The organism is Paenibacillus phocaeensis, assembly GCF_900021165.1.
Lineage (GTDB): Bacteria > Bacillota > Bacilli > Paenibacillales > Paenibacillaceae > Fontibacillus > Fontibacillus phocaensis.
This window is the reverse complement of record NZ_FCOQ01000013.1, coordinates 67582-92479: the sequence shown is the minus strand read 5'-3', so window position 1 is coordinate 92479 and position 24898 is coordinate 67582. Positions and strand designations below refer to the sequence as shown.

Annotated in this window: 22 protein-coding genes and 1 riboswitch; of the genes, 12 read left to right on the top strand and 10 right to left on the bottom strand. The window is 55.6% G+C overall.

All coding sequences use genetic code 11. The features are described 5' to 3' along the window. Nucleotides 1–29: 29 nt before the first annotated feature. The 9 genes from BN3795_RS07900 to atzF form a co-directional block, all read right to left on the bottom strand. Nucleotides 30–1616, bottom strand: coding sequence for an amidohydrolase (locus BN3795_RS07900; protein WP_068784321.1), 1587 nt, complete (start codon nucleotides 1614–1616; stop codon nucleotides 30–32). A gap of 5 nt (nucleotides 1617–1621) precedes the next feature. Further along, nucleotides 1622–2191 (bottom strand): cysteine hydrolase family protein, encoded by a 570-nt coding sequence (locus tag BN3795_RS07895; RefSeq protein ID WP_068784167.1) that lies wholly within the window; start codon nucleotides 2189–2191, stop codon nucleotides 1622–1624. A 31-nt stretch (nucleotides 2192–2222) separates the two neighbouring features. Continuing rightward, nucleotides 2223–2795 (bottom strand): cysteine hydrolase family protein, encoded by a 573-nt coding sequence (locus tag BN3795_RS07890; protein ID WP_068784166.1) that lies wholly within the window; start codon nucleotides 2793–2795, stop codon nucleotides 2223–2225. Between the two features lie 67 nt (nucleotides 2796–2862). Beyond that, complete coding sequence (locus BN3795_RS07885; protein WP_068784165.1) at nucleotides 2863–3942, bottom strand: ABC transporter substrate-binding protein; 1080 nt, start codon at nucleotides 3940–3942, stop codon at nucleotides 2863–2865. Between the two features lie 52 nt (nucleotides 3943–3994). After that, nucleotides 3995–5368 (bottom strand): MATE family efflux transporter, encoded by a 1374-nt coding sequence (locus tag BN3795_RS07880; protein ID WP_068784164.1) that lies wholly within the window; start codon nucleotides 5366–5368, stop codon nucleotides 3995–3997. After that, entirely contained in the window at nucleotides 5355–6158 is an 804-nt protein-coding gene (locus BN3795_RS07875) for an ABC transporter ATP-binding protein (protein WP_068784163.1), read from the bottom strand. Before BN3795_RS07875 ends, BN3795_RS07880 begins: the two co-directional genes overlap by 14 nt. A 58-nt stretch (nucleotides 6159–6216) precedes the next feature. Further along, a complete protein-coding gene (locus BN3795_RS07870; protein ID WP_068784162.1) occupies nucleotides 6217–7017 on the bottom strand; it encodes an ABC transporter permease in 801 nt (266 codons plus the stop codon). A 29-nt stretch (nucleotides 7018–7046) separates the two neighbouring features. Continuing rightward, nucleotides 7047–8681, bottom strand: coding sequence for a PucR family transcriptional regulator (locus tag BN3795_RS07865; RefSeq protein ID WP_068784161.1), 1635 nt, complete (start codon nucleotides 8679–8681; stop codon nucleotides 7047–7049). Nucleotides 8682–8699: 18 nt separating this feature from the next. After that, a complete protein-coding gene (gene atzF / locus BN3795_RS07860) occupies nucleotides 8700–10445 on the bottom strand; it encodes an allophanate hydrolase (RefSeq protein WP_068784160.1) in 1746 nt (581 codons plus the stop codon). 453 nt (nucleotides 10446–10898) lie between these two features. Beyond that, nucleotides 10899–10997: riboswitch (guanidine-I (ykkC/yxkD leader) on the top strand. 100 nt (nucleotides 10998–11097) lie between these two features. On the opposite strand from atzF, the gene BN3795_RS07855 reads away from it, so the two are divergent. The 12 genes from BN3795_RS07855 (at nucleotide 11098) to BN3795_RS07800 (ending at nucleotide 23162) form a co-directional block, all read left to right on the top strand. Further along, nucleotides 11098–11814: an urea amidolyase associated protein UAAP1 gene (locus tag BN3795_RS07855; protein ID WP_068784159.1), complete on the top strand. Its 717-nt coding sequence runs from the start codon at nucleotides 11098–11100 to the stop codon at nucleotides 11812–11814. Nucleotides 11815–11847: 33 nt separating this feature from the next. Continuing rightward, entirely contained in the window at nucleotides 11848–12504 is a 657-nt protein-coding gene (locus BN3795_RS07850) for an urea amidolyase associated protein UAAP2 (protein ID WP_068784320.1), read from the top strand. Between the two features lie 330 nt (nucleotides 12505–12834). Then, nucleotides 12835–13320: a pyridoxamine 5'-phosphate oxidase family protein gene (locus BN3795_RS07845; protein ID WP_068784158.1), complete on the top strand. Its 486-nt coding sequence runs from the start codon at nucleotides 12835–12837 to the stop codon at nucleotides 13318–13320. A gap of 577 nt (nucleotides 13321–13897) precedes the next feature. Continuing rightward, on the top strand, nucleotides 13898–14923 hold the full coding sequence (locus BN3795_RS07840) for a LacI family DNA-binding transcriptional regulator (RefSeq protein ID WP_068784157.1): 1026 nt from the start codon (nucleotides 13898–13900) through the stop codon (nucleotides 14921–14923). Nucleotides 14924–14940: 17 nt separating this feature from the next. Continuing rightward, the gene (locus BN3795_RS07835) at nucleotides 14941–15864 is read left to right on the top strand and encodes a ribokinase (RefSeq protein WP_068784156.1); all 924 of its coding nucleotides are present in this window, start codon (nucleotides 14941–14943) and stop codon (nucleotides 15862–15864) included. 170 nt (nucleotides 15865–16034) lie between these two features. Beyond that, nucleotides 16035–17549, top strand: coding sequence for a sugar ABC transporter ATP-binding protein (locus tag BN3795_RS07830; RefSeq protein WP_068784155.1), 1515 nt, complete (start codon nucleotides 16035–16037; stop codon nucleotides 17547–17549). Beyond that, nucleotides 17546–18508 carry an ABC transporter permease gene (locus BN3795_RS07825; protein WP_068784154.1) on the top strand — a complete coding sequence of 321 codons (963 nt, stop codon included), beginning with the start codon at nucleotides 17546–17548 and terminating at the stop codon, nucleotides 18506–18508. Before BN3795_RS07830 ends, BN3795_RS07825 begins: the two co-directional genes overlap by 4 nt. Before the next feature lie 5 nt (nucleotides 18509–18513). Beyond that, nucleotides 18514–19440: an ABC transporter permease gene (locus tag BN3795_RS07820; protein WP_232729885.1), complete on the top strand. Its 927-nt coding sequence runs from the start codon at nucleotides 18514–18516 to the stop codon at nucleotides 19438–19440. 20 nt (nucleotides 19441–19460) lie between these two features. After that, nucleotides 19461–20504, top strand: coding sequence for an autoinducer 2 ABC transporter substrate-binding protein (locus BN3795_RS07815; protein WP_068784153.1), 1044 nt, complete (start codon nucleotides 19461–19463; stop codon nucleotides 20502–20504). A 27-nt stretch (nucleotides 20505–20531) separates the two neighbouring features. After that, nucleotides 20532–21041, top strand: coding sequence for an ureidoglycolate lyase (locus BN3795_RS07810; protein WP_068784152.1), 510 nt, complete (start codon nucleotides 20532–20534; stop codon nucleotides 21039–21041). 33 nt (nucleotides 21042–21074) lie between these two features. Beyond that, nucleotides 21075–22385: an ArgE/DapE family deacylase gene (locus BN3795_RS07805; RefSeq protein WP_068784151.1), complete on the top strand. Its 1311-nt coding sequence runs from the start codon at nucleotides 21075–21077 to the stop codon at nucleotides 22383–22385. Between the two features lie 45 nt (nucleotides 22386–22430). Further along, entirely contained in the window at nucleotides 22431–23162 is a 732-nt protein-coding gene (locus tag BN3795_RS07800; protein ID WP_068784150.1) for a glutamine amidotransferase, read from the top strand. Nucleotides 23163–23315: 153 nt separating this feature from the next. Here the strand turns inward: BN3795_RS07800 and BN3795_RS07795 are convergent, their stop codons facing one another. Then, entirely contained in the window at nucleotides 23316–24872 is a 1557-nt protein-coding gene (locus tag BN3795_RS07795; RefSeq protein ID WP_232729880.1) for a serine hydrolase domain-containing protein, read from the bottom strand. Between the last annotated feature and the right edge of the window lie 26 nt (nucleotides 24873–24898).

Genomic DNA, 24898 nt, shown 5'->3' with positions numbered 1-24898 from the left:
CAGCATTTGCTAAAAGCCCGCGTCTGCCGCTAAGGGGTCCCCCGCTTTAGCGGCTCCTTCGGAGCGGCCTTCACCGGCGGCCGGACATCGGGCGGGATGGGGCAGACGTAGCCCTCCAGGCCGCCGCGGCTTCGCAGCTCCTGCTTCGCTTGTTCGAGCAGCGCCGGCTGCCTTAGCAGCTCGGCCGCGGTCGCCGCCAGTACTTTGGCGGCATGCGGCATGCCCTTGTGGGCGGCGGTAGACCGCCCCTGCGCAACCATCTGCCACGAGTGGAACGGCGTGTCGGCGGCGAAGCATACCGTCTCCAGCTGGGCCGTGGGAACGACCCAGCTGACGTCGGCGACGTCCGTCGAGCCGAGCATCCGCCCCGTCACCGGTGCGTAAGGCTCGAGCGTCTCCGGCAGCGCGGGCGAAGCCGGCGGGAAGGACGGAGACGCCGCGGCGGGAGCCAACGGGGCGGCCGGGGCAGTTAGGGCGGCCGTGTCAGTCGGGCTAGCCGGATCGGCAAGAACGGCAGTACCAGCCGACCCGCCAGGTGCGCCCGCTTCGCTTGCGCCGGCACGCTCCGGCTGAAGCGTGGCGGCGATGGCAGCGGCGTAACGCTGCTCCGCCTCCGTGAACGCCGGTACGCCAAGCGCTTCGAAGCATCGGTACATCACCTGCTCCAACGTCACGTTGGGAATGAGGTTGGAGCAGGCTTTTTCGAAGCGGATCTGCGCTTCCGTTCCGGTCATCAGCGCCGCGCCCCTGGCGATGTCGTTGATGCGGGCGTATACCGCTTCGACGTCGCGGACCTCCGGCGCGCGGATCAAGTACACGACCTCCGCGGTCGCCGGGACGACGTTCGGGGAGAAGCCGCCGGTGTCCGTCACTGCGTAATGAAAACGGACTTCCGGCGGGACATGCTCCCGCAGATAGTTGGCCCCGACGTTCATCAGCTCGACCGCGTCCAACGCGCTTCGGCCCTGATGGGGGCCGGCCGCCGCGTGGGCGCTGCGCCCGTGGAACCGGTAGCGGACCTGGTAATTGGCCGAGGAGGTCATGGATACGACCGCATTGCCGTAGCCGGGATGCCAGGTCAAGGCTGCGTCGACGCCCTCAAAAGCGCCCTCCCGCACGAGGAACGTCTTGCCGGAACCGCCTTCCTCGGCCGGACAGCCGTAGTAGCGGACCGTGCCCGGCAGCCCGGTCTCGGCCATGTATTCCTTCAGCGCGATCGCCGCGGCCACGGAACCCGCACCCAGCAAATGATGGCCGCAGCCATGGCCGTTCCCTCCGCCGCCGGCCGCAACCTCGGGCGTCGCGATGCCGTCTTGCTGGCTGAGGCCGGGCAGCGCATCGTACTCGCCCAGCAGCGCGATGACCGGTCCGCCCGCGCCGCAGCTGTACGAGGCGATAAAGGCGGTCGGCAGTCCGCCGATGCCGCGCTTGACCGCGAACCCGGCCGCCGCCAGCCGGTCCGCCAACAGCTCGGCCGAGACGAACTCTTCAAATTTCGTCTCGGCCAGCTCCCATATGCGATCGCTCAGCTCCGTCACGGACGCCTCCAGCCCGTCGACGAGGGCGGCGATGCGCCGCCATTCGCTCTCCCGGCCGCGATCCGGTTCGTTCGCCATCGCGATCACCGGGTCAGCGCGAGCACTTCTTCGGTTGTCATGTTCGCGCCGGTTTGCAGGTACTCCATGTTCAGCAGGGCCATGTTGTGTGCCTGGCGGCTGGTCCCCACGACCGCGTCGGACACGACATGGAAGTGGTAGTCATGCTGATGGGCGTCCACCGCCGTGAAGCGGACGCAGATATCGGTCATGCCGCCGATCAGGTACAGGCGTTTGACTCCGAGGCAGCGCAGCAACAGGTCGAGATCGGTGGCAAAAAACGCGCTGTACCGGCGTTTCGTAATGATATATTCGCCTTCGATCGGGGCGGTGGAGGGATGGAACTCCTCGGCGGGTGTCCCCTCCAGGCAGTGCACCTTCTCCACGCCGTCCAATTCGCGGCCGAAGTCGCTGTGGTCGGCGCGGTGCAGTTCGCGGATCTGAATGACCGGCAGGCCCAGTTTGCGGAAATGCCCGATAACCTTCGGGGAGTTCAGCAGGCACGTGCCGCCTTCCATGACGGGAATGGCGTCGCTCTCCGTGTCGTTCTGAATGTCGATGACGAGCAGTGCGCTATGTTCGGGAATTTGTGGCATGATCCAGTCTCCTCCTTTATTTTTCCATACATCAATGAAACAGATCTTCAACGGAAATCACCGAGCCGGTTTGAAAATACTCGATGTTGTCGAGCGCGGCTTGCGCGACCTCTTCGCTGCTTGGCGTTCCGCAAGCTTCCTTGAACACGTGGACGTGGTAGTTGTATTGATGCGCGTCGACCGCCGTGTAATGCACGCAAATATCGGTCATGCCGCCGACGAGGAACAGATGCTCGGCCTTGAGCCCGCGCAGCAGAATCTCCAGATCGGTGCCAAAAAAAGCGCTGTACCGCCGCTTGTCCACCGTATACTCTCCTTCGATCGGGGCGGTCGGCTCGTAATACGTCGCTTCGGGATTCCCCTCGACGCAGTGAATGCTCTCCGCACCGTCCAGTTCACGGCCGAAATCGACCAGATCCTTGCGGTGGATTTCGCGGATATGGATGATCGGCACATCGCCGCGTGCGCGAAAATACTCGGTTACGCGCTCCACATTTTTCAAATACTGCAATCTTCTCTCCGGGATGCCGCGCGGATGTTTGGCCGGGTCGGAGTTCTGCACGTCGATCAGGATATACACGCTGTGCTCGGGAATCGTAATCATAAGGTCGCCTCCTAATACTTATAAAATGGGGTGGCGGGGCGCTGACGCCCCGGCCAAGTGTTTCGGGTTACCAGAGGAAGTCGGTGGATACCAGTTGCTTCACATCAAACGTATTTTTGATGACGCCGATCGTATTGTAGAAATAAACAACGTCCTTCATCGTGTCGTACAACCAGCCGCCCTCATCCATGCCTTTGTGGTTGTCGGCCAGCGTGTACAGGTGGACGGTCGGGAACATCTGCTTCACTTCCTCAGCGCTGACTTGCAGATCGTCGGCGGTGAGCGCTGCGGCATCGTCCAGATCCGTGTTGACGTATTGCGTGGCGTCCTCCACGGCTTTCAGCGTGTTCTGCAGCCATGCCGGTTTCTCCTCGGCGTTCTTGGCGGAGACGACGATCACGTCGAGGATCGTATTCTCCAGGTTGGCGGTGGAGATGATGACGTTGCCGCCCCGGGAGCTCACCCCTTGCGAGAGGTAAGGCTCGAACGTCGTGGCGGCGTCAACGCTGCCGGCGACGAACGCGGCGCCCCCTTTGCCGGGGCCCATGTCGACGAGGTTGACGTCATCCACGGTCAACCCAGCCGTGGCCAATGCTTTGGCCAGCATGTAGTGGGTGACTTCGCCGAATTGGGCGGTGACCGATTTCCCTTTCAGGTCAGAGACCCTTTGGATGCTCTTGTCGGCTACGATGCCGTCCGCACCGGTTGAAGCGTTGTGCAGATAGACGATTTTCGGCAAGGTGGACAGGTCGGACCCTTCTTCAATCAAGGCATTAATAGAAATCAGATAAGATTGCAGCGTTGTGAAGGCGATATCTACGTCGCCGGTCATGATGCTCATCAGTGGCGATGTGGCGCCGAAAGCGCCGATTTGCAGATCCACGCCGTGAGCCAGGTCGAATTCCTTGTCGGCCAGCGCATAAACCCCGATGCCTCCAATGAACGGCGCATAGGCCGTCTTCACCGTGACGGGTGCCGACGTCTCCGAAGACGATCCGTTCCCGGCTGCGGTTGCCGCGGCGTTGCCTCCGGCTCCATTGCCGTTTGCGGCATTGTTTCCGCAGGCGAGAAGGCCGGACATCATGGCGGCCAATAGCAGCAGCGTTGCTCCCTTTTTCACTAACCCCTGTTTCATTTGTCTCCTCATGATTCTCCGCCTCCAATACATCTATTGTTATATTTGATTAGAATCCGGCAAGTTAGCTCACCAGATTGCGAATCCATTTATCGCTCCGGATCCGAAGCCGGACCAGCACATATTTGCAGATATCATCCAGAATGACGAACAGGTAAACGACCTCTATGCCGAACCCCAGCGCATACCCGGTCAAGAATGTCAGCGGCAGCGATACGCACCATAGGGTGACGTTGTCGATGATCAAGCACATTTTCGTATCGCCGCCCGCACGCAGCGTGCCCATGATGTGGACGAAGTTCATGCCTTTGATCGGCATGATGACGGCCAGGTAAATCAGGATGAGGATCACCGTATCGCGCACCTCCCCGGATACGCCCTGGTACAGCCGGAGGATCAGCGGCGCGCCCGCGACCAGCAGCAGTCCGGTCATGATGCCGAACAAAGCCGTGTAAGCCTCCATGCGCTTTGCGTAATACGGCGCTTTCTCCGGCCGGCCTTCGCCGATCGTTTGCCCGAGGATGATCGCGGCCGCTTGCCCGGTGCCGATGAAGAATGCGATCAGCAGTTGCTCCAGAACTTTGGCGATGCCAACGGCGGCCCCAACCGCATAGCCCATATGGTAAAAGACGACGTTATACAGGGCATACCCGATGCTCCATACCGTCTCATTGACGATGACGGGGAAGGAGGTTCTGAAGAAGAGGCTCAGGAATCCCTTCCGGGCCGCCAGCAGATGGCCGGGCTTCGGCGCAAAGTCGCGGAACTTGCCGTAGAGCACGGCGGCCATGATCCCCATCTCGACGAGGCGAGCGGCGACGATCGCCCAAGCCGCTCCCTGCATGCCCAGCGCCGGGAAGCCGAAATGGCCGAAAATCAAGCCATAGCTGAGCACCACATCGACAAGGATGGTCAGGACGGTCACGCGCAGCGGGAAGCCGGGCCGGCCGATGTTGCGGAAGATCATCGTGCAGGCCAGGGACAAGCCGGTCGGCGCGTAGCTGAGGCAGACGACCTGCAGATAGCGGGCGGCCGGCGCGACCACCTCGTTTTCGTTCGAGAACACGCGCAGCACCTGCTCGGGAAACCACAGCCCGATGGCCGTAAACAGGAAGCTGACGGCCAGGATGAGCGCGAAGGCCAGTGCGGAAGCGACGTTGAGATGCTGCCGGTCGCCTTTGCCGTAATACTGCGAGACGAAAATGGTCGAGCCGCTGACGATGCCGACGATGACCAGGTTCAGGATGAAGAAGACCTGGCCGGCCAGGCTGGTGGCGGACACCTGCAGGTCGCCGAGCTGGCCGACCATCAGCGAACTCAGCGTGTTCGTAATGCTGGTGATCATGCTCTGCAGGGCGATCGGCAGCGACAGGAACAGGAAGCTCTTCAGGAACGGCGCATCCTGGCGGAACGTCGTTACCAGTTCAGGTGGCCGCATAAGGGTCCATCCCGAAATCGCCGGAGTGCAGCAGGCTGTGGATCTTTTTGCGGATTTGGATGAACTCCGGGGTATCCTTCAGCTCCAGGTCGCGCCGGGCCGGCAGATCGACGGGAATATCGGCGACGATCCGCCCCGGACGGGAACTCATGACGTACACCCGCTGGGACAGAAACACCGCTTCCTCGATATCGTGCGTGATGAAAATGACGGTATGCTTCTCCTTCTCCCACAGCTCGCGCAGCTGCAGCTGCATATTTCCCTTCGTATCCGGATCAAGCGCGCCGAACGGCTCGTCCATCAGGAGCACCTCGGGGTTGTTGGCCAACGCCCGGGCGATGGCGACGCGCTGCTTCATGCCGCCGGACAGCTCCTTCGGCAGCCGGTTCCGGAAGTCGGTCAGGCCGACGAGGTTCAGGTATTTCTCGACGATGTCGTCGGCTTCGGGTTTCGCCAGCTTTTTCAGCTTAAGGCCGAACCGGATGTTGTTCTCGACCGTTAACCAGGGGAACAGCGTGTACGCCTGGAACACCATGCCGCGATCGGCGCCCGGCCCCGTCATGACGCGTTCATCGAGCATCACGTCGCCGGAGGTGGCTTCGTCGAGCCCGGCAAAAATGCGCAGCAGGGTGGATTTGCCGCAGCCGGACGGGCCGACCACGCAGATGAATTCGTTATCCGCGATGTCCATGTTGATGTCTTTCAGCGCGAACGTTTCCGATCTTTTGGAGCGGTAGATTTTGTTCAGGTTTTTGCAGGAGATCTTTGGACGGGTCGCTTGTTGCTGCATGGAGGATTCCCCCTTTATTTGATTTCAGGAAGTTGTCTTTCCCTGATGAAATGATGTCTTAGACATCCTCGGCCCAATGAAACAGGCGTTTGTTGATGAAGGCGAAGATCCGGTCGAACAGCAGCCCGAGCAGGCCGATTACGAAGATGCCGCCGAAAATAATGTAGGTTTTCATAAAACGCTCCGCGATCATAATGCTGTAGCCGAGGCCGGAGCTGGAGGCGAGCATTTCCGCCATGATCAGATACGTCCAGGCCCAGCCCATGACCATGCGCATGGTGTCCATCACGTTTGGCATGATCGCGGGAATAATGACGTTCTTGATCACTTGCCCTTGCGAAGCGCCCAGTGTATACGCGGTGTTGATCAGGTCAATCTGGATGCCTTTGACGATGTCTGCGATCATGGCCGTCATCGAAAATACGGCGCCGACGACGATGATGGTGATTTTGGCCGTCTCGCCAACCCCGGTCCACACCATGATCAGCGGGATCAGGGCCGATACCGGCAGGTAGCGGAAAAACTCGATTAACGGCTTCATTACTGCGTTAACCACTTTGTACGTCCCGGAGAGCAAGCCCAACGGAATGCCGATGATGACGGAGATGAAGAACCCCATCAAGACGCGGTAGCAGCTGATGCCGATGTCCTGCCAGAGACTGCCGTTCTGGAGGGCTTTGAACAAGTAAGAGAAAGTCGCTTGCGGCGTCGGAAGAAAGATCGGATTGATGCCTGAGAAATTGCTGCCCACGTACCACAGCGCGATCAGCAGTAAGAACGTGACAAGCATGATGGTATTGAACAACCTCGGGTTGATGTCCCGACGGATGCGAAACAGGCGCTGGCTTCGTGGTTTCATTTGGATTCCCCCTTTTGCGGTAGTCCGCGCTATTCCCCCATCTCGTGAATCTTCAAGACGATCTGCAGTTGCAGGCGCGCTTCCGGGTCGTCGAACGAGATGCCGAGCAGGGATTTGATTTTATCGAGACGGTACACGACGGTGTTGTAGTGGGTAAACATAGCCCCGGCGGTCAACTTGATGTTGCAGCCCATTCGAAAATATAACTTCAGCGTCTCGACAAGGCTGGACTGATGCGCTTGGTCGTATTCCAGCATGGGCTTCATGTACCGGTTCATGAATTTATCGATATTGGCGTGCTTCGGCAGTAGGCTTAAAATGGCGTAAATGCCAAGCTGCTCCCAGGTGACAAGCCTGGCGGTTGCATTACTGGCGCTGGAAGCGATGTAGAGGTTCTCGGCATCGAGATAAGCTTGATGCACGGCCAGCGGTTCGCAGGCTTCACCGATGCATAGGGAGAAAGCGCCGGTGCCGAGAACTTCTTCGATTCGGTCGCGGACCCGCTCGACGGATTCCGGCAAGAGCGCCGGTTCGCGGCTCGGGGACTGCGGCAAGAGGGCGACGATTTTGCCGCCGATGCTTGTGAACAGCCCGCAATTCGCGGTTGCGCGGTTGAGTTCCGCGATCAGTGCCCCGTCCGGGGCCGGCGGCGAGCCGGTATGAAATTTAACGATGGCCGCACGGTAACTTTGGGTCGAGAGCTCGTCGTAGCCGTACAGCCGGCCCTTGATATCCAGGTCTTCCGTGCTGGGGATCACGCCCGTCAGCCAATCCTTCAGAAAGCCGTCGAAGTATTTGGCTTTGACCAGTTTGTACGTATTTTCGCCGCTGAGCCGGATATTGAGCAGCGGCAGCATGCGGGAGACGGTCGATAGAACCAGATCGGAGCAGGGCTCGTATTTCTCGGCGAGCAGGACGAGGATCGGATCGCGTTCCGTTTCCCAGAGGTTGAAGACGTGCAGACGGACGGTGCCTTCGGGAACAGTGTCATCGGCGACCGTGATTACGCTGTGCCTTGGAGACGAACGGGAATCGAAGCCTTCCAGCCGCCCGGGGAACGGGGCGAAATAAGCTTCATGCCGGGGCGAGGCGATCAAGCGGCGGAACGCGTCAAGAATACACAGCGGATTGCCGGTCATGTCTTCGATCGTTTCGAGAATTTGCGGCATTTCGCGGCCGTGGAGCATCAGCTCCGAGACCTGCTCCAACCGGTGTTGCAGCATCAGCACGGTTCTCGTCTCCAGCGCGATAACCTTCTCCATGACCTCGCGTACGACGTTGGAGAAGATCGTTGACTCCGGCAGCTCGAACAAAGGCAACCCCTGAGCCTCCGCGCAATCGATGACTTGCCGGGGCACTTCCGCGATGAAGCGTTTGGGCTTGATGCCGAGCGCGGCTACCCCTCGTTCGGCCAGCTTCGGGATGATCTCCAGGAAGGCGTCCATATTGTGGTGGTGCGAGTAGCCGGTCGTCACCAGGAACTCGTTGGCTTGGGCCCAGTTCTCGATATCGGGCACCTCCATGATATTGACCCGGTTGATGATGCCTTCCATTCCGCGTTCACCTGCGAGCAGCTTCAAACCCGAAAGGGAGTTCATCTGAAACAAATCTTTGCAGGTAAACGCAAACGCGCTTCGATCCGCGGAATTCCCAGTGTTCTCCATGCTTGTCGCCCCCCTTCGTTAACCCGTTACGGGATTGCTGTTCTGTCGGCTCTGCTCCCAGCTCCGCTCCGCAGCGGCCCAACCGCCGAAACGGGTGATGTCTTCTCCGCCCAGCTCGGCATAGGGCTCGCAGATAAAGCCGGTCACTTCGCCGCCGTTCTGCAGTCGGATCTTTCCAAGCCCCAGCGGGGCAGGAACCTGCCGGATCAAGTCGCCCAGTCGGTGCAGGGGAATCCGCCATATCTCCAGGTCGATCGAACTTCCGGGCTCGGAGCGGATCAGACCGGGCTTTGGCGGTTGCGTGCCCAGCCGCAGAAGGCGGTAGCAAGGGGCGGTTCGGTCCGGCCGGAGGAAGGAAGCGCCGCAGTCCAGCAGTTGCTTCTCCAGCGGGAAGCCGCGCATATGCAGGCCGCAGACGGCAAGTTCGATCGCTTCGGTATTCAGGAACTCGGCGGCGGCTCCTCGCAGCTGGCGGTCCTGGCCGCGCAGAGTAAACATCGTGATGCCGAACGGCAGCCGTTCCCCCGCGTAATCGGACGGTACGGCGATCGCGCTAAGGTCCAGCAGGTTGCAGTGGTTCGTGTAGCGGCCCATGTCGCTGTTCGTTGCCACCGGGTCGGCGGCGACCTGGGTCCGGGCGTATGTGCCGCCGCAGGTCGGCATGACGAGGACGGCATCCCGCAGCAGGACATCGGTTTGCGCTTTGTAATCCCGGAGTTGATGCAGCGCCGTAAAGACCGAGGCGGCATCGTAGCCAAGATCCTTCGAGGAACGCAGGACCCGCTCTGTCACCGGGAAGATCTCGCCGGGATGCGACTCGACGAACTCGCCCAGATCGGCCCAACGCTCGGCGATCCAGGGTCCGTCATACAGGATGCTGGACACTTTGCCGAAAATTTCGCCATCGATATATTCGATGGGAATGCCGCATTGCTCCAGCCGCTTGACGGCTTTATCCCAAGCGGTTTGGTACGCATCCCGGTAGTCCCCGTAGAAGTGCAGGGGGCCTTTCGGCAGAAGCAGCTTGCGCGGCCTGTCGGAGGCGACGGACCGATAAGCGCGCGCGCCGGGCGCGGTGTCCCTTTCGGTCCGGGCGACGGCGTCGACCAGGTAAGCGTCCTCCAGCGTGGAGGTGAACACCGTCACGCAGTCGAGGCTGGCGCAAGCGGGGACAACGCCGTCGACCGGCCAATCGCCGATCGCCGATTTGTAGCCGATCAGGTCGTTCAGCGCAGCCGGCACGCGTCCCGATCCGGCCGTGTCGGTGCCGAGGGCGAATACGGCCTGCCCTCTGGCGACGGCGACTGCCGAGCCGCTGCTCGAGCCGCCGCTGACGAGCTCGGGAATCAGCGCGTTATGCGTCTCGCCGTAAGGGCTGCGGGTGCCGACCAGCCCGGTGGCGAACTGGTCCAGGTTCGTCTTGCCGACCGGAATGGCGCCGGCTTCGATCAGCCGGGTGACCACTTCCGCGCTTTGGGTCGGCGTATAAGCGTAAGCCGGGCAACCTGCCGTGGTGGGCAAGCCCTCCAGATCGATATTGTCCTTGATGGCAAAGGGGATACCCCATAACGGATAACGCTCCGGGTCTTTTCCGGCAAGGCCGTCCAAATACGGCTGGATGAACGACAGCGACGGGGGGACGATCCAGATGTTCATCGGCCGGTCCCGTTCCGCCCGTTCGATAATGGTCTCGATCAGTGCTTGCGGCGTCGTTTTGTTATTTCGATACATGGCTTTTAAGGTTGCGATAGTCAGCTTCTCCATGTGTAAACCCCTCTCTCTCTCGATATTCGCAAGCCGCATTTCCAGTTGAAGGCCTTCCTCAAACTAGAGTTGTGAAAATATAATTACATATAATGTAATGTAATTGATTATTTTGCGTTTTATCGGAATTTTGTGTCATGTAATATGACATTTAAATTATGATTTTTATTATTGCCTTGGTTGTCGAAAGCTGTCAAGACATTGAAAAGACGTGGGTTTATTTTCATGAAAGGTCAACAGAAGCGGCTCTTCCTGCTCTCCTGAATTTGTGAAGAGTTCACAAAAAACCGGATATTGCTTTGTGTTTCCTCATTGAAATCCGGGAGGTATAGAGGATCCTTTGCCATGGTTGAAAAGAAAATTTGATGTGAAAAAATGAAAATTTGCGATTTGACAAACTCGAAAAAATGATGTTATCTTATCTAACATAAAACTAAATAGATTTTCAGCCACACTAAAGTTTACTAGGGTTCCGTCTGGTTGCCAGAGTCTGGTCCGAGAGTAAACGGTCCTGACGCCGGGACTACACGGAAGGATAAAAACCTGGGAGATATCGTAAAGACGCTTTCGTCTGAATGCGCTTGAAGATGTCTCCTTTTGTTATATCCTCCGCAAAACGGCGAATCCGAAAGGGAAAAGGAGTGAAGCGGCCATGAACATCCTGTGGAGCGAAACGATGCATCCGGGAGGCAAATGGTCCGGCGTGGTCGGCAAAGGAAAGCTGATCCGCCTGACGGCGATGGAGGAGGGAGCAAATGTATCGATGCTGATGTACCATGCTCGCGATTTGACGGAACGGTACAACATGCCGGATACGTTGAAGGCCCAGCATACGGCGCATTTGACGAAAGGGAACGTGCTCATGAGCGATAACGGCCGGGCATTGGCCAGCATCGTGCAAGACGATCTGGGCTGGCATGATCCGCTGGGAGGGTACACGACACGCGAGTCGACCGACACCCAATACGGGGTCAGCCGATATCAGGAGCTGCGGAATGACTGGCTGCGGAGCGGGCAGGAGAACCTGGCGGTGGAGTTGACGCGTAACGGTCTCGGCCCCCGGGATTTGTCGCCCGTGATCAACTGGTTTTCGAAAGTGTACTGCGACGAGGAAGGGAACATGCATTTCGCAGATGGACATTGCGCCGCAGGACAAGTCGTAACGCTGCGCACGGAGATGGATCTGTTGCTCATTCTCTCGAATACCCCCCATCCGCTTGATCCGCGCGAGACCTATCCGTCCGTTCCGGTCAAAATCGAGGTGCTGCCGGCGCTGCCGGTCGATGCGCAGGACTACTGCGTCAACTACCGGCCGGAGAACCGCCGGGCGTTCGACAATACCTGGGCGTATGATGCGCTGCAAAGCTAGGACTTATATGATCAAGGGAGGTTGAGGAAGATGATGAAGGCATTTTATCGGGCGGAAAGCCCACGGGCCGCCGAAACGGCGATCCATGACGAGGTCATTCCGGCGGGGCTAGGCTGGATGCATGAGCTGCAGCCGGGACAAGTTCTGCGCATCGTCGATTTGGAGGGGAATCAGGCGGCGGATACGTTATTTTACGATGCGGACAACCCTGAGGATCATTACAGCGCCGTACGGACGATCGGCGGGCAGAACAACATTTATTTGACGACGGGCTCCCGGCTGTTGGCCGAATCGGGCAAGGAGCTGGCGCGGATCGTTGCCGACACGTGCGGTCGCCACGACACGCTGGGCGGCGCATGTTCGTCCCAGAGCAATACGGTGCGTTACGCCCACGAGAAGGGGCATATGCACAACTGCCGGGACACGTTCATGCTGGAGTTGTCGAAGCATCCGGAAGGCCATTTGTACGGAAAACGCGATTTGTCGCCGAACATCAACTTTTTCATGAACGTACCGGTCACGCCGGAGGGCGGACTGACCTTTGAGGACGGCGTGTCGGGCCCGAACCGGTATGTGGAGGTGCAATCCAGCTGCCGCTCCATGGTGCTGATCAGCAACTGTCCGCAGCTGAACAACCCGTGCAACGCCTATAATCCGACGCCGATCCGCGTGTTGATCTGGAACGAGTAGAGAAGGGTACGACGAGAGAAGGGTGGGGCCAAATGTTGTAATTTGTGCAGCAATTTTGGCCCTTCAGGCGGCTCTGGCCCGGAAATGTTGCAGAAACTGCAGCTTTTCCGGGCCATGGGCTTCTTCAGCGTTAGAAATGTTGTACATAATGCAACAATACGGCAGATTAGACTCAACCTAGCCCCAAAATGTTGTACAAAATGCATTATTTCGCGATTCCGTGCTCGGCGACAGGATGCGGCTTGGCCATTGTTTATTTTTTCCGTCATCGGTTCACCCTAACAGGGGAGCCATGCCCCCCCCCAATAACCTATATGGAGTGAACTAGTCATGACAAACGACCAGGCTGCGCACCAGGAAGCCGTGGAGACGGTCCGGAAATTGATCAAAGGCATTGAGATCGCTATGCTGACAACTGTCACGCAGGAAGGCCTGGTGTCGCGTCCGATGAAAACCCAAGAGGTTGAATTCGACGGAGATCTGTGGTTCCTGACGAAAGAGGAGACGGATAAATACACCCAGCTCAAGCGACATCCAAACGTCAACGTGACGTACGTGGGGGATTCCTACGTATCGGTACGCGGAACCGCGGAAGTGGTCAACGACCGGGAGAAGATCCGGCAATTCTGGAACCCCGCTTACGCCAAATTCCTGCACACGACCAGCGACGACCCCAATCTGATTCTGATCAAAGTGAAAGCCGAAGCGGCGGAATACTGGGAAACCGGCAATCTCGTCAAAATGATCAAGCGTATGTTCTCCCAGCTGACAGGAAATGAGACGGAAACCGAATTGAACAAAACGGTGAAGTTATAGGGCGGGCGAATGCAGCGAAAAGAGCGGCAGGATTTGAAGATCCTGCCGCTCGCCTTATGCTGTGAAGCTAGGCGCCGGGAAGCGGAGGGCTGGGGCGGCTAATTGGCGATGCTGCCGCTGCGGGATTAGGCGTAAACAGAACGTTAACGTGATGTGAAATCTGGCCCCGCCACCGCAAGTGGAAAGAGCCGTCTTTCAGGTCGGATAGCGATCCGCGAAAGGCGGCTATTTTGCCGGGTGATGTTGGTGTCGCCGAACGGTGCCGGCAGCCAGTTGCCTCCGAGCATGGATTAATTGTTTCGTATTACACGTAAGAAAACATGACATCAAATTGATCTATGACAGCCTTAAAGGCCAACTTCAACGATTAAACCTAACATATATGTGTCATATTAAAAAATGTAAACGCTTTAAAATCGGTTTTTCTAAAAAAAGTTGTTGAAAACTGACGCGATATCAACTAAAATGAAAACAGAAAATGCGTAAACGTTTTTACAATATCGCTTCTTTTGGTGTTTGATTTTCTTTAATTGAAAGGGATGTATTGTGTAAAAACGTTATTACAAAGTTGGGCTGAATGGAGAGGGTTGTCACGGAAAAAGACATCACAATTAAAGATGTTGCCAAACACGCGAACGTATCCGTAGCTACGGTCTCCCGGGTGCTGAACGGATTGGACCGGGTAAGCGAGTCAACGCGAAAAAAGGTGCTGAAAGTGATTGATGAATTGAACTTTGTGCCCAATACGATGGCGGCGTCGATGGTCAAAAAGAAAACGAACATGCTGTCGGTGGTTGTGCCGGAGATTCAGAATCCTTTCTATACGGCTGTTATCGGCGGGACGGTGGAAGTGGCAAAGAAAGCAGGCTTTTTTACGCTTGTTGTATCCACCAATGGGGATGAAGCGGAAGAGGCGGAGTTCTTTGAAAGTTTTCTTAGCAAAAACGTGGACGGCATCATTTTGATCGGAACGCATAAAGAAGCGGAATTTTACCAGGCCATCCGCAAACCGACCGTTTTGGTGGACCGCTACATCAACAATAGCGGTCTTGATGGGGTGATGATCGATAATTATCGCGGGGCTTATGAGGCGACCAGACATTTTTTGGAATACGGTCACGAGCGCATTGCCATTATAGACGGGGCGCATGATTTCAACGACGGCAAGGACCGCTATTGGGGTTACCAGCAGGCTATGGTCGAATTTGGAGTGACTCCCGATCCGAAATACCACAAGCAAGGCAGTTGGCTGGAGGAGAGCGGATACCGTTCAACCGTCGAATTGATGCAAAGCGAATGCCCGCCGACGGCGATTTTCGCGGCGAACAACCTGATATGCCAAGGAGCCATCAAGGCGCTTCGCGATCTAAAGCTTGAAATCGGGGAAGACATCTCCCTAGTCGGTTTTGACGAAAATGAACTTGCCCAATTTGTGCAGCCGAAGGTGACGGTTGTCCGCAGACCTACTCATGAAATGGGGACCCAAGCGGCGGAGATGCTGATCCAGAAAATCAAGGAGAAGGATGTGGACCAAAGTAACCCTAAAAAAGTGGTTTTGGATGTCGAATTAATGAAGCGTGGATCGGTTAAAAAAATGAATTAGTCAAAGGAGGGATTAGGATGGCCAATATTTTGGTGGTTGGCAGCATGAATATGGACATTGTAACCCAAGTTGATCGTCATCCGATTCCCGGGGAAACGGTTCAAGGACACGGGACGCGATTTTATGCCGGCGGTAAGGGAGCAAATCAGGCGGTTGCGGCCGCCCGGTCCGGGGCTTCGGTGAACATGGCCGGAGGTTTGGGCGACGATTTCTTCGGCCATGAAATCCGCCATCGATTGGACGAAGCGCGGATCGGTTTGGAGCATGTTGTAAACAAGCCGATCATGACGGGGATGGCCTTGATTACGGTTGATCATCGGGGAGAGAACCGCATTATTCTTTCGCCGGGAGCCAACGGGGCATATGGCGCGGAGGATGTTGCGAGCCTGGAGCTTTCAGGATACGACGCTATTTTACTGCAGAATGAAATTCCCGGCGGTGCGAATCGGGCCGTATTGGAGAAGGCGAACAATGCCGGGATTCCGGTTTTTGCGAATCCAGCCCCTGTTGCCGGCTTTGAGCGTCAGCAATTGGCGTCCATCCATTTTTTGATCTTGAATGAAATTGAGGCGGAAGCGTTGACCGGGGTGAAAATTGAGGATGATACCCAAGCCCGGCAAGCCTGCGGGGAAATTTTAAAACAGGGGGCGAGAAACGTCATTGTAACGCTTGGTGACAAAGGCTCGTTATATATGGAATCCGGCGGTTTAACGATCGCTACGCCCGCTTGTCCCGTAGAGGCGGTGGATACGACGGCGGCAGGCGATACGTTTATAGGCGCTTTTGTTTCCAAATATTTATCCGGACATGGGACGGAATATTGCCTGCGTTATGCCACGGCCGCCTCGGCATTGGCTGTCTCTTCATACGGCGCCCAAAGTTCTATTCCGGAAGAAGCGCAAGTTCTTGATTTTATGACGGAAAACGGAGACCTTCGTTAAAAGAAGGCAAGCAGATGAGGGAGCCAGGCCATAGATCCCGGCAATCATCGTTCTTGCGGGATCTATCATAAACAATCGCTTTGACCAATTAACGTTGAGTCTTATTAAAGTACGCCTGAAAATTCGCTTAAGTTTAGCCAGTCGGAGCTGCGTGAAAAGGAGGATGAACGATGAGTCAACCGGTTTTGTCAATGGAAGGGATCAGTAAGGAGTTTCCCGGTGTGAAGGCATTGGAAGAAGTCGATTTCAAACTCTATCCGGGCGAGGTTCACGCTTTGATGGGAGAAAACGGGGCCGGCAAATCCACTTTGATGAAAATTTTATCCGGCGTCTATGCTCCTACCCGAGGGGTGATAAGGCTTAAAGGAAAAGAAGTCGACTTCCGTAATCCCCTCGATGCGCAGCAACAGGGCGTATCCATCATTCATCAGGAGTTCAATCTGTTTCCCAATTTGTCCGCGGCGGAAAATATTTTTGTGGACCGCCCGGAAATGGTTGGCCGGTTCGGCCGGATCAACTGGTCGAAAATGATCGGCGAAGCGCAAAAACTGGTTGATTCGATCGGCGGCGGCGGGATTGACGTTCGCAAGGAAGTACGGCATCTCGGCGTTCACAGTCAACAGGTTATAGAAATCGCCAAGGCTTTATCGTTCCGGGCAGACGTATTGATCATGGACGAACCTTCGGCGGCGTTGCCGGAGAATGAAGTGCAGAAAATGTTTGATGTGGTAAAGCGGCTGAAGGAACAGGGCGTAGCCATCGTTTATGTCTCGCACCGGATGAAAGAGATATTTGAAATTGCCGATGTGGTGACCGTATTGCGAGACGGGAGGAAAATCGCTACGCAGAGGATTGAAGAAGTTACCGAACCATCTTTGATTCAAATGATGGTCGGCAAGGAAGTCAACCAGCTGTACCCTGTCCGGTTGATGGAGCATCGTGAAGAGACGGTGCTGGAGGTGAAGGAATTGTCGTTAGACGCCGCCCATGCGATTTCATTCGCTTTAAAAAAGGGCGAGATCCTGGGGCTTTTCGGGTTGCCGGGTTCCGGCTCTCATACGGTCGCACAACGGCTTTTCGGGTTGAAGAAAGGTGAGGGCGAAATTGAAATCAACGGCGTTCGCGTGCAAATCAATAGTCCGAGTGACGCCAAAGCAAAGAAGATTGCCTACGTCCCGCCGGATCGTCACCGCCAGGGGATCATCAAGCCAATGTCGATCCGCCAAAATTTAAGCTTCCCCATGCTGCCCCAGCTCTCCAAAGGTCTGATCCTGGACCGGGAACGCATCGGGGAGATGAGCCGGTCCTACATGGAGCGACTGCACATTAAAGCGACCGGTGATCTGCAAAGCGTCGATTTTCTGAGCGGCGGCAACCAGCAGAAAGTCGTTATCGGCAAATGGCTGGCGACCGAACCGGAGATTCTTATTCTCGAAGAACCGACGCGGGGGGTAGATGTCGGAGCGAAGGCCGAAATCTACCATATCATTCACCAGTTGGCACTGAGGGGGCTGAGCATATTGCTCATTTCTTCCGAAATGCCGGAGGTGATTGGCTTGAGCGACCGGATTTTGGTTCTGCATAAGGGAGAGCTAGTTCACGAATTCGGACACGGGGAGGCGGATCAGGAGCAATTGCTGAAGCGCGCTTCTAATCCGCGGACGATGAAAGGAGATGCCGTATGAAACGTATCACGAATGTCCACGAAACGCCTATCATTTTCTTTACGCTGGCGGTAGGCATCCTGTTTGCTTTAATTTCCCCGAATTTTCTGCAGATAGGCAACGTGATGCAGATTTTGGAGCAGAATATCTCCACGTTTATCGTTGCCATCGGGATGACCATGGTCATCCTGCTGGGAGGCATCGATTTGTCGGTGGGTTCAGTGTTGGCGCTGACCGCCACTTCCGTCGGTTTGTTTCTAAGCAACGGGATGCCTCCTTGGCTCGCTTCCTTGCTCGGAATCGCCATCGGAATCGCATGCGGCGCGTTTAACGGGTACTTCATTGCGGTCATGAACATCCCGGACATTATCGTTACGCTGGCTACGATGTATATTTTCCGCGGTTTGGCGGTAGGCATCAGCGGGGGGACATGGATGACCAATTTTCCCGAGTCCTTTCAATTTTACGGGCAAGGTCATATTTTAGGGATTTCATTTCCTCTGATCATCGCCGTTATCCTCATCATCAGTTTTGCCTTTCTATTGAAATTCACCCGCTTCGGCAGAAGAATCTACTCCATCGGCGGCAATAAAGCAGCGGCGAAGCTGGCCGGAATCAGCCTGCCGAAAACCAAATTCATGGTTTATGTATACAGCGGAATGCTGGTCGGCATCGCCGCGGTCATATTCGCCTCGAAGGTGGGGAGCGTACAAGCTTCCACGGCCGGCAATAGTTTGTCTTTTGAAGTGATGGCCGCCGTCTTAATCGGAGGCGGAAGCATATTTGGCGGAATCGGCACCATCGCGGGAACGATGATCGGCGTGCTGTTGATGGGGCTGATCAAAAATGGCTTGGTCATCGTGAAGGTGTCTCCGTTTTGGGTGGATGCGACAACCGGGTTTCTGATCATTCTGGCCATTGTCATCAACACGTTGCAATACGTAAGGCAAAATAAACGAAAGGAGGGCGATTTGATTTGAGCACCGTGGCCAAATTTCTTCACAACGGGTCCAATAAAATGTTGGTTCAGCTTCTTTTGTTGGTTCTCATTATCGTCTTTTTCAGCCTCATGTCCCCTTATTTCCTGTCCTTCACAAATTTCATGAATGTCCTGAATCAGATGGTGGAGATCGGTCTTATCGCTATCCCGATGACGATGATCATCATCTCCGGAGCCATGGATCTGTCCGTCGGATCGATTCTCGCCTTCTCCGCGGTTTGCATGGGGTTGGCGTACCAGGGCGGGATGAACATTTGGCTCAGCGTTGTCCTGGGGCTGGCGGCGGGGGTGCTGTGCGGAAGCGTTAACGGCTACCTGATTGCCCGGCATCGGATGCAGGCGATCGTGGTGACCATCGGTATGCTTGTCATGCTTCGCGGCCTCGTTTATGTGTTGAATGAAGGCAGACCGATCAGCGGTTATCCGGACGCCTTCTACTTTCTCGGGCAGCAATCCGTATTTGGAATTCCTTTTAATGCGCTTTTCCTGGCAGCTATGTTTTTGATCACAAATTTTGTCATAAAACGGACGCGATTCGGCACGTATGTGTACGGCATCGGAAACAACGAGGAAGCGGTCCGATACTCCGGTATATCCGTAGTCCGCATTCGTTTCATCCTATTTATGCTAAGCGGATTGTTCTCGGCTTTGGCTGGTGTTTTCCTAGTGTCCCGTCTGGCAAGCGCAGAAGCGACATCAGGTACAAATATAGAGCTTGATGTAATCACGGCAACATTAATAGGAGGCACGCATATTTTCGGCGGAAGGGGGAGTCTTGCGGGAACGTTTGTCGGGTTGCTCATTATCGTATTTTTGCGCAACGGCCTGAATTTAATGGGGATATCCGTGCTGTATCAAGCGGTAATCCTTGGCGTTCTGCTGTTGTTCGCTGTCGGAAAACAAAAAGCATAACTAAATTGGAGGGGAAAGAAATGAGAAAAATCGGTATGACGTTAATGGCTGGCTTATTGGCGGTGAATCTGGCTGCTTGCGCAAATTCGGGCGGCTCCGGAGCTCGGGAAAACGCGGGGAACGGCGGGAATTCGACCTCTTCGTCGTCCGGTTCGAGAACGTATTTCATGAATCCCAAGTCGATTGGTCCGGCTTATTGGGCCGCGGCGGAAAAAGGTGTCGAGCAGGCGGCGGCGGATTTGAACGTGGAAGTCATCTATAACGCCCCTACTGAGGCGGACTCTTCCAAGCAGATTAACATGATCCAGGATATGTTGACCCGACAAGTGGACGGCATCGGCGTTTCGCCGAATGACGCCCAAGCGGTTGGCCCGATATTCAAAAAGGCAGCCGGCCAGGACGTCAAAGTCGTCACCTGGGACAGCGATGCCCCCGATACCGACCGTCAATATTATGTTGCCCCGGCTACCGACAAGGAAGTCGGAGAAAAAATGGCGCAGATTATCGGCGAGGAAATCGGAGGCAAAGGCCAGGTCGCGTTTATGGTAGCCGGTCTCGGATCCCAGAACCAAATCGCCAAATCGGATGCGGCGAAGGCCTATTTGGAAGCCAATTATCCGGACATTGAAATCGTGACGACCGTATCCAGTGACGACGATCAGCAGAAGGCCTACGCCAATGCGCAAAATTTGATCAAAACGTATCCGGACCTGAAAGGCATCATCGGTTTTGCGGGCGGCGAAACCCCGGCTGCGGGCGAAGTCGTCGAACAGGCGGTAAAGGCGGGCACATTGGAAAAGGGACAAGTCGCTATTACCGGAATCGCGGTTCCCAGCGTGGTGACCAACTACATCAAAAACGGCACGATTAACACGGTCGTCATTTGGGATCCGGGAAAACTCGCATACACAACCGTTTATGTTCTTGATCAATTGGCACAAGGTAAGGAGATTACGGACGGCATGGAAATACCGACAGTCGGCAATGTAACCGTGGACGGTCCAAACATCTTCATCGGCATGCTTGAAATCACGAGCGATAACGTGGACAACTTCGATTTCTAACCGCAAATGAGGAGGCTTAATAATTAAATGCAGCATAGATTCAGCGTGGAAGAGCTAACGGAAGAGGCCTTTCGCCCCTTCGGAAAAGTAATTGACCTTCCGTCCGCTGCTCCGTCCAAAACGGGCGACGGATGGGATTGCTGGAGTTATGTCCAGATGTTGGACGTTGACGTGCCGGTCGGCGCAGGTTTGGTCGTTACCAAAGAAAGGGAATTCCAGGTCGCTTCCATGGAGCGGCATGTGAGTCGGGAGGAGCTGCTGCTTCCTTTTGACAAGGAGATCATTCAGCCGGTTGCGCTGTGCGCGAATATTGACGACCCCGACGAATGTCCCGATCCTCTCTCGGTCAAATGCTTCAAAATTAAGCCGGGCCAAGCGATCGTTTTGAGCCGCGGGGTTTGGCATAGTCCGGCTTATCCGGTTGAAGGCGATGCCCGTTATATGTTTGTCATTGAAAAAAAACAGGACAAATTTGGCGACGAAATGATCAACCCCTGGGTCGAATTTAAAAACGGAGACATTGTACAGTTCGGATAAAGAAGCGATTTGAAAATAGGAGGCTTGGGACCGATGAATCAACAGGAACGAATCATGGAGTGGATCGACGGCCATCACGATGAAATTATTGAATTTTTGCAGCAATTAATCCAAATTCCCAGCGTAAATCCATGGTTTTTCGAGGAAGCCGCACCGTCCAAGGAGAAGGACGTCCAGGAATTTATCGCCAAGAAGCTGTCCGGATTGGGCGCGGAAATCGAAATGTGGGAACCGGTGGCGGACGATCTGAAGCAATATGAAGGGATGGCCGGTTATTACCCGGGAAGGGACTTTAGCGGAAGACCGAATTTGGCCGCAACTTTTGGACAAGGAGCGGCGGGAAAATCGCTACTGTTGTTCGGACACATCGACGTGGTCAAGGCGGGATCGAAGTGGACGGTCGATCCGTTCGGCGCCGAAGTGATTGACGGGAAGCTGTTTGGCCGCGGCGCGGTTGATATGAAAGGCGGGGTCGCCGCCATGATTATGGCGGTCGAAGCGATCGTCAGGAGCGGAGTTAAGCTGAAGGGCCCCGTCATCGTGGGCACCGTCGTTGACGAAGAAGCCGGCGGCATGGGGGCGCTCGATTTCGTCCATCACGGGTACCGCGCGGACGCGTGTATCCTGACCGAGCCGACCTCGCTGACCATCGCCCCTTTGTGCAGAGGGATTTTGTGGGGCAAATTAAAGATCCAGGGCCGCAGCGGCCATATCGAAATGCCGCAAGCGGACTGGCAGGCTGGCGGCGCGGTCGACGCGGTCAAGAAAGCCCGATTATTTCTGGATCAATTCGATCTGCTGAATGAGGATTGGGCTGTTCGCAAAACCCACCCTCTGCTCCCGATCCCTTGCCAAGTACACGTCGCCCAGTTCAATGCGGGAGAGTATCCGACATCGTTCGCGAATCAGGCCGAAATCGTATTTAACGCGCAATATTTGCCTTCGGAACGGGACGAGAAGTTCGTCGGCGGGCATGTGAAAAAAGAACTGGAGGAATTTATCCGTAACCTTGCCCAATCGGATCCTTGGCTAAGCGAAAATATGCCGGAAATTGAATGGATGGTGGATGCGGATTGTGCGGAAACGGAAGTATCCCATCCGTTTGTCCAAACTTGTGTTCAGTCTTTGCAAGCGATCGGTCTGGAAGGGAAAATCGAAGGATTGGGCTTTCACACGGATATGGGCTGGCTGGTCAACGTCGGGATTCCTACCGTCAATTTCGGTCCTGGAGATCCCCGGCTTGCCCATCACAGCGACGAATTTACGCCTGTAGACGAAGTGATCGACGCCGTCAAAATGATAGCCAAAACCATTCTGGATTGGTGCGAAACGGAAGAGGCATAACGAGAAAGAACAACGGACGATGAGCTAAAGCGGAGGTGTCATTTGATGAAGCTATTATTTATCGGCGAATCCTGGATCATTCACATGATTCATACGAAAGGGTTTGACAGTTTTACATCGACGAAATACGAAGAAGGCGCTACTTATCTACTGTCCTGCCTGCATGAAGAAGGCGTTGACGTTACTTACATGCCTTCCCACGAAGTGCAGGTGCGTTTTCCCAGAACGTTGGAAGAACTTCAGGTGTATGATGCGATTGTGCTGAGCGATGTGGGCGCAAATACCTTCTTGTTGCAGAACCCGACCTTTTACCAAATGGAAATGTTGCCTAACGGACTTGAGCTGATCAAACAGTTCGTTTCCGCGGGCGGGGGACTCCTGATGATCGGAGGATATCTCACATTCATGGGGATCGAGGGGAAGGCGAACTACCGGAACTCCCCGTTGGCAGAAGTCTTACCGGTTGAAATGATGCCTGGTGAAGATCGTGTGGAGAAACCGGAGGGTATCTCTCCGAAAGCGCCCCGATCCCATCCGTTGATCGATTCGTTCGGAGCTTGGCCAAAGCTGCTTGGCTATAATAAATTGATTACGAAGCCGGGAGCGGAAGAAATATTGAGTCATGAAGGCGATCCGATTCTTGTTCTGGGGAAATACGGTAAGGGCAAGACGGCGGCTTTCGCGAGCGACTGCGCGCCGCACTGGGGATCGCTGGAATTTGTGAACTGGCAGCATTACCCGGCATTTTGGGGAGATTTGGTCAAGTATTTAAAATAGCATTTCAATCCCCCGAGCGGGTGAACATAGTGAAAAGAGCAGCAGGATATGATACGATCCTGCTGCTCGCTTTATTCTATGAAGTTAAACGCCGGGGGATTCCGCTCCTTAGTCCGATCGTATCACGCGCGGCCCAGCTGGCGTTAACGAAGGTTAACTCGATGTTAAATCTCGCTTGTTCCTGTACGTTTTCGGCTTTTTGGGGAACCCTCCCGCGATCAGGAGGGCGATGTGCCATGCCAACACCCAAAGATATACCGTTTTATAGCCGGAATAGAGGCTCAGTACACTCCAAACATAACCGGCGCCAATGAGCGCGGAACCCGAAAGCAGAACCAGCAGCGTGCGGATGCCTAGCCGGATATATGGTTTTTGCGGATGGATGGCGATAAAAACTCTCCGGCCTCCCTCAAGCCGCAAGACGAACACCAGCAAATACGCGCCTAACGCAATTCCCAGGGCCGCCCCGATCAGATGATTCGTTTTTCGCATTTGCTCTACCGCATAGTAGCTTTCGGGGAATTCGCCGGTCTCGTATTTCATCCAGGCGTTGTAAATATCTTGCCTGAGATCCACGCCGTTTTCGCTGTTCGTCAAGATGACCAAGCCGTCCCGGGTCGCCGGGATCAAGCCGTAAAAAGAATGCCACCCCCGGTTGCTGCCGTCGTGGTAAATCAAGACGCGGTCTTGCGGCAGCTTTCGCACGAAGACGCCTAACCCGTTTTCGCCCAGTACCGGCCTTTGCATCTCGTCTACAAGTTGGCCGGGCAGCAGCCCGCCCCCCGGCGGATAACCCTCGCCCCGGTCCATGCTTGCCGGAAGGAGGTTCAACAAATCCGTCAGATTGGTTCTTAGGCCCGCCGCGGCCTGTTCCGCGAACCGGTAATCCGGCAACTCCTGGCCGAAATAGCCGTAGCTCTTGGCCATCTCGGGTTCATCGGTGTCCTGCCGGAACGAACTGGAAGCCATCCCGAGCGGTTTCAACACTTCCTCGTCCATGTAACGCGCAAAAGGAAGTCCGGTGGCTTCTTCGATCACCAACTGCAGCAGGGTATAACCCGCCCCGGAATAGAAGGCTTGTTCTCCGGGGCGCTTGGCGACGGTCAGGGGTTTGTCCCATCTACCTTTTCCCGACAACGATTCCTCGAGCGTGGGAAGTCGCTTTCCGGGAGCCGTTCCAAGGTATCCCCGGTGCGCCGGCAATCCGGCAGTGTGGCTCAGCAGCCGGCGGATCGTGACTTCATCCGGGTCGAAGCCGGATGTTTGGAGCTGCCAGCGGGATAAGTGCTTATTGACGGGGTCGTCCAGAGACAGCACGCCCTGATCCGCAAGATGCAAAATCCCCCAGGCGGTCAAGCTTTTAGAGATCGAACCCGCCTGAAAAAGCGTTTTGTCCGTAACCGGAAGCTTCTTATCCTTATCTGCGTATCCGTAAGTCAGTTGATAGGCGATTTTCCCATCGTGCACGATGCCCACGGCTACGCCCGGGACCCCGTATTTCTTCTGCCATTTGGGGATCTGATCGTCCAATTGCGTTTTGAATTCCTCGACGCCCCCTTCGGCCGCTGCCTCATGGGCTCGAACCGCTGCCTCGGCATTCCCCGGCATCGCGGCTGCTTCGTTTATGTTGATCATACTTCCGATGATACATCCCCATAGCAGGGACGTTTGCAGCGTTTTTTTCAGCAATGTCGTTTTTGTCTTGTCCAAACCGTTCCGCTCCTCACCCAGGTCTC

Excerpts from the sequence above, each read along its gene's own strand:
- BN3795_RS07900 (WP_068784321.1), bottom strand. The coding sequence starts at position 1,616 with ATGGCGAACGAACCGGATCGCGGCCGGGAGAGCGAATGGCGGCGCATC.
- BN3795_RS07895 (WP_068784167.1), bottom strand. The coding sequence starts at position 2,191 with ATGCCACAAATTCCCGAACATAGCGCACTGCTCGTCATCGACATTCAG.
- BN3795_RS07890 (WP_068784166.1), bottom strand. The coding sequence starts at position 2,795 with ATGATTACGATTCCCGAGCACAGCGTGTATATCCTGATCGACGTGCAG.
- BN3795_RS07885 (WP_068784165.1), bottom strand. The coding sequence starts at position 3,942 with ATGAGGAGACAAATGAAACAGGGGTTAGTGAAAAAGGGAGCAACGCTG.
- BN3795_RS07880 (WP_068784164.1), bottom strand. The coding sequence starts at position 5,368 with ATGCGGCCACCTGAACTGGTAACGACGTTCCGCCAGGATGCGCCGTTC.
- BN3795_RS07875 (WP_068784163.1), bottom strand. The coding sequence starts at position 6,158 with ATGCAGCAACAAGCGACCCGTCCAAAGATCTCCTGCAAAAACCTGAAC.
- BN3795_RS07870 (WP_068784162.1), bottom strand. The coding sequence starts at position 7,017 with ATGAAACCACGAAGCCAGCGCCTGTTTCGCATCCGTCGGGACATCAAC.
- BN3795_RS07865 (WP_068784161.1), bottom strand. The coding sequence starts at position 8,681 with ATGGAGAACACTGGGAATTCCGCGGATCGAAGCGCGTTTGCGTTTACC.
- atzF (WP_068784160.1), bottom strand. The coding sequence starts at position 10,445 with ATGGAGAAGCTGACTATCGCAACCTTAAAAGCCATGTATCGAAATAAC.
- BN3795_RS07855 (WP_068784159.1), top strand. The coding sequence starts at position 11,098 with ATGAACATCCTGTGGAGCGAAACGATGCATCCGGGAGGCAAATGGTCC.
- BN3795_RS07850 (WP_068784320.1), top strand. The coding sequence starts at position 11,848 with ATGAAGGCATTTTATCGGGCGGAAAGCCCACGGGCCGCCGAAACGGCG.
- BN3795_RS07845 (WP_068784158.1), top strand. The coding sequence starts at position 12,835 with ATGACAAACGACCAGGCTGCGCACCAGGAAGCCGTGGAGACGGTCCGG.
- BN3795_RS07840 (WP_068784157.1), top strand. The coding sequence starts at position 13,898 with ATGGAGAGGGTTGTCACGGAAAAAGACATCACAATTAAAGATGTTGCC.
- BN3795_RS07835 (WP_068784156.1), top strand. The coding sequence starts at position 14,941 with ATGGCCAATATTTTGGTGGTTGGCAGCATGAATATGGACATTGTAACC.
- BN3795_RS07830 (WP_068784155.1), top strand. The coding sequence starts at position 16,035 with ATGAGTCAACCGGTTTTGTCAATGGAAGGGATCAGTAAGGAGTTTCCC.
- BN3795_RS07825 (WP_068784154.1), top strand. The coding sequence starts at position 17,546 with ATGAAACGTATCACGAATGTCCACGAAACGCCTATCATTTTCTTTACG.
- BN3795_RS07815 (WP_068784153.1), top strand. The coding sequence starts at position 19,461 with ATGAGAAAAATCGGTATGACGTTAATGGCTGGCTTATTGGCGGTGAAT.
- BN3795_RS07810 (WP_068784152.1), top strand. The coding sequence starts at position 20,532 with ATGCAGCATAGATTCAGCGTGGAAGAGCTAACGGAAGAGGCCTTTCGC.
- BN3795_RS07805 (WP_068784151.1), top strand. The coding sequence starts at position 21,075 with ATGAATCAACAGGAACGAATCATGGAGTGGATCGACGGCCATCACGAT.
- BN3795_RS07800 (WP_068784150.1), top strand. The coding sequence starts at position 22,431 with ATGAAGCTATTATTTATCGGCGAATCCTGGATCATTCACATGATTCAT.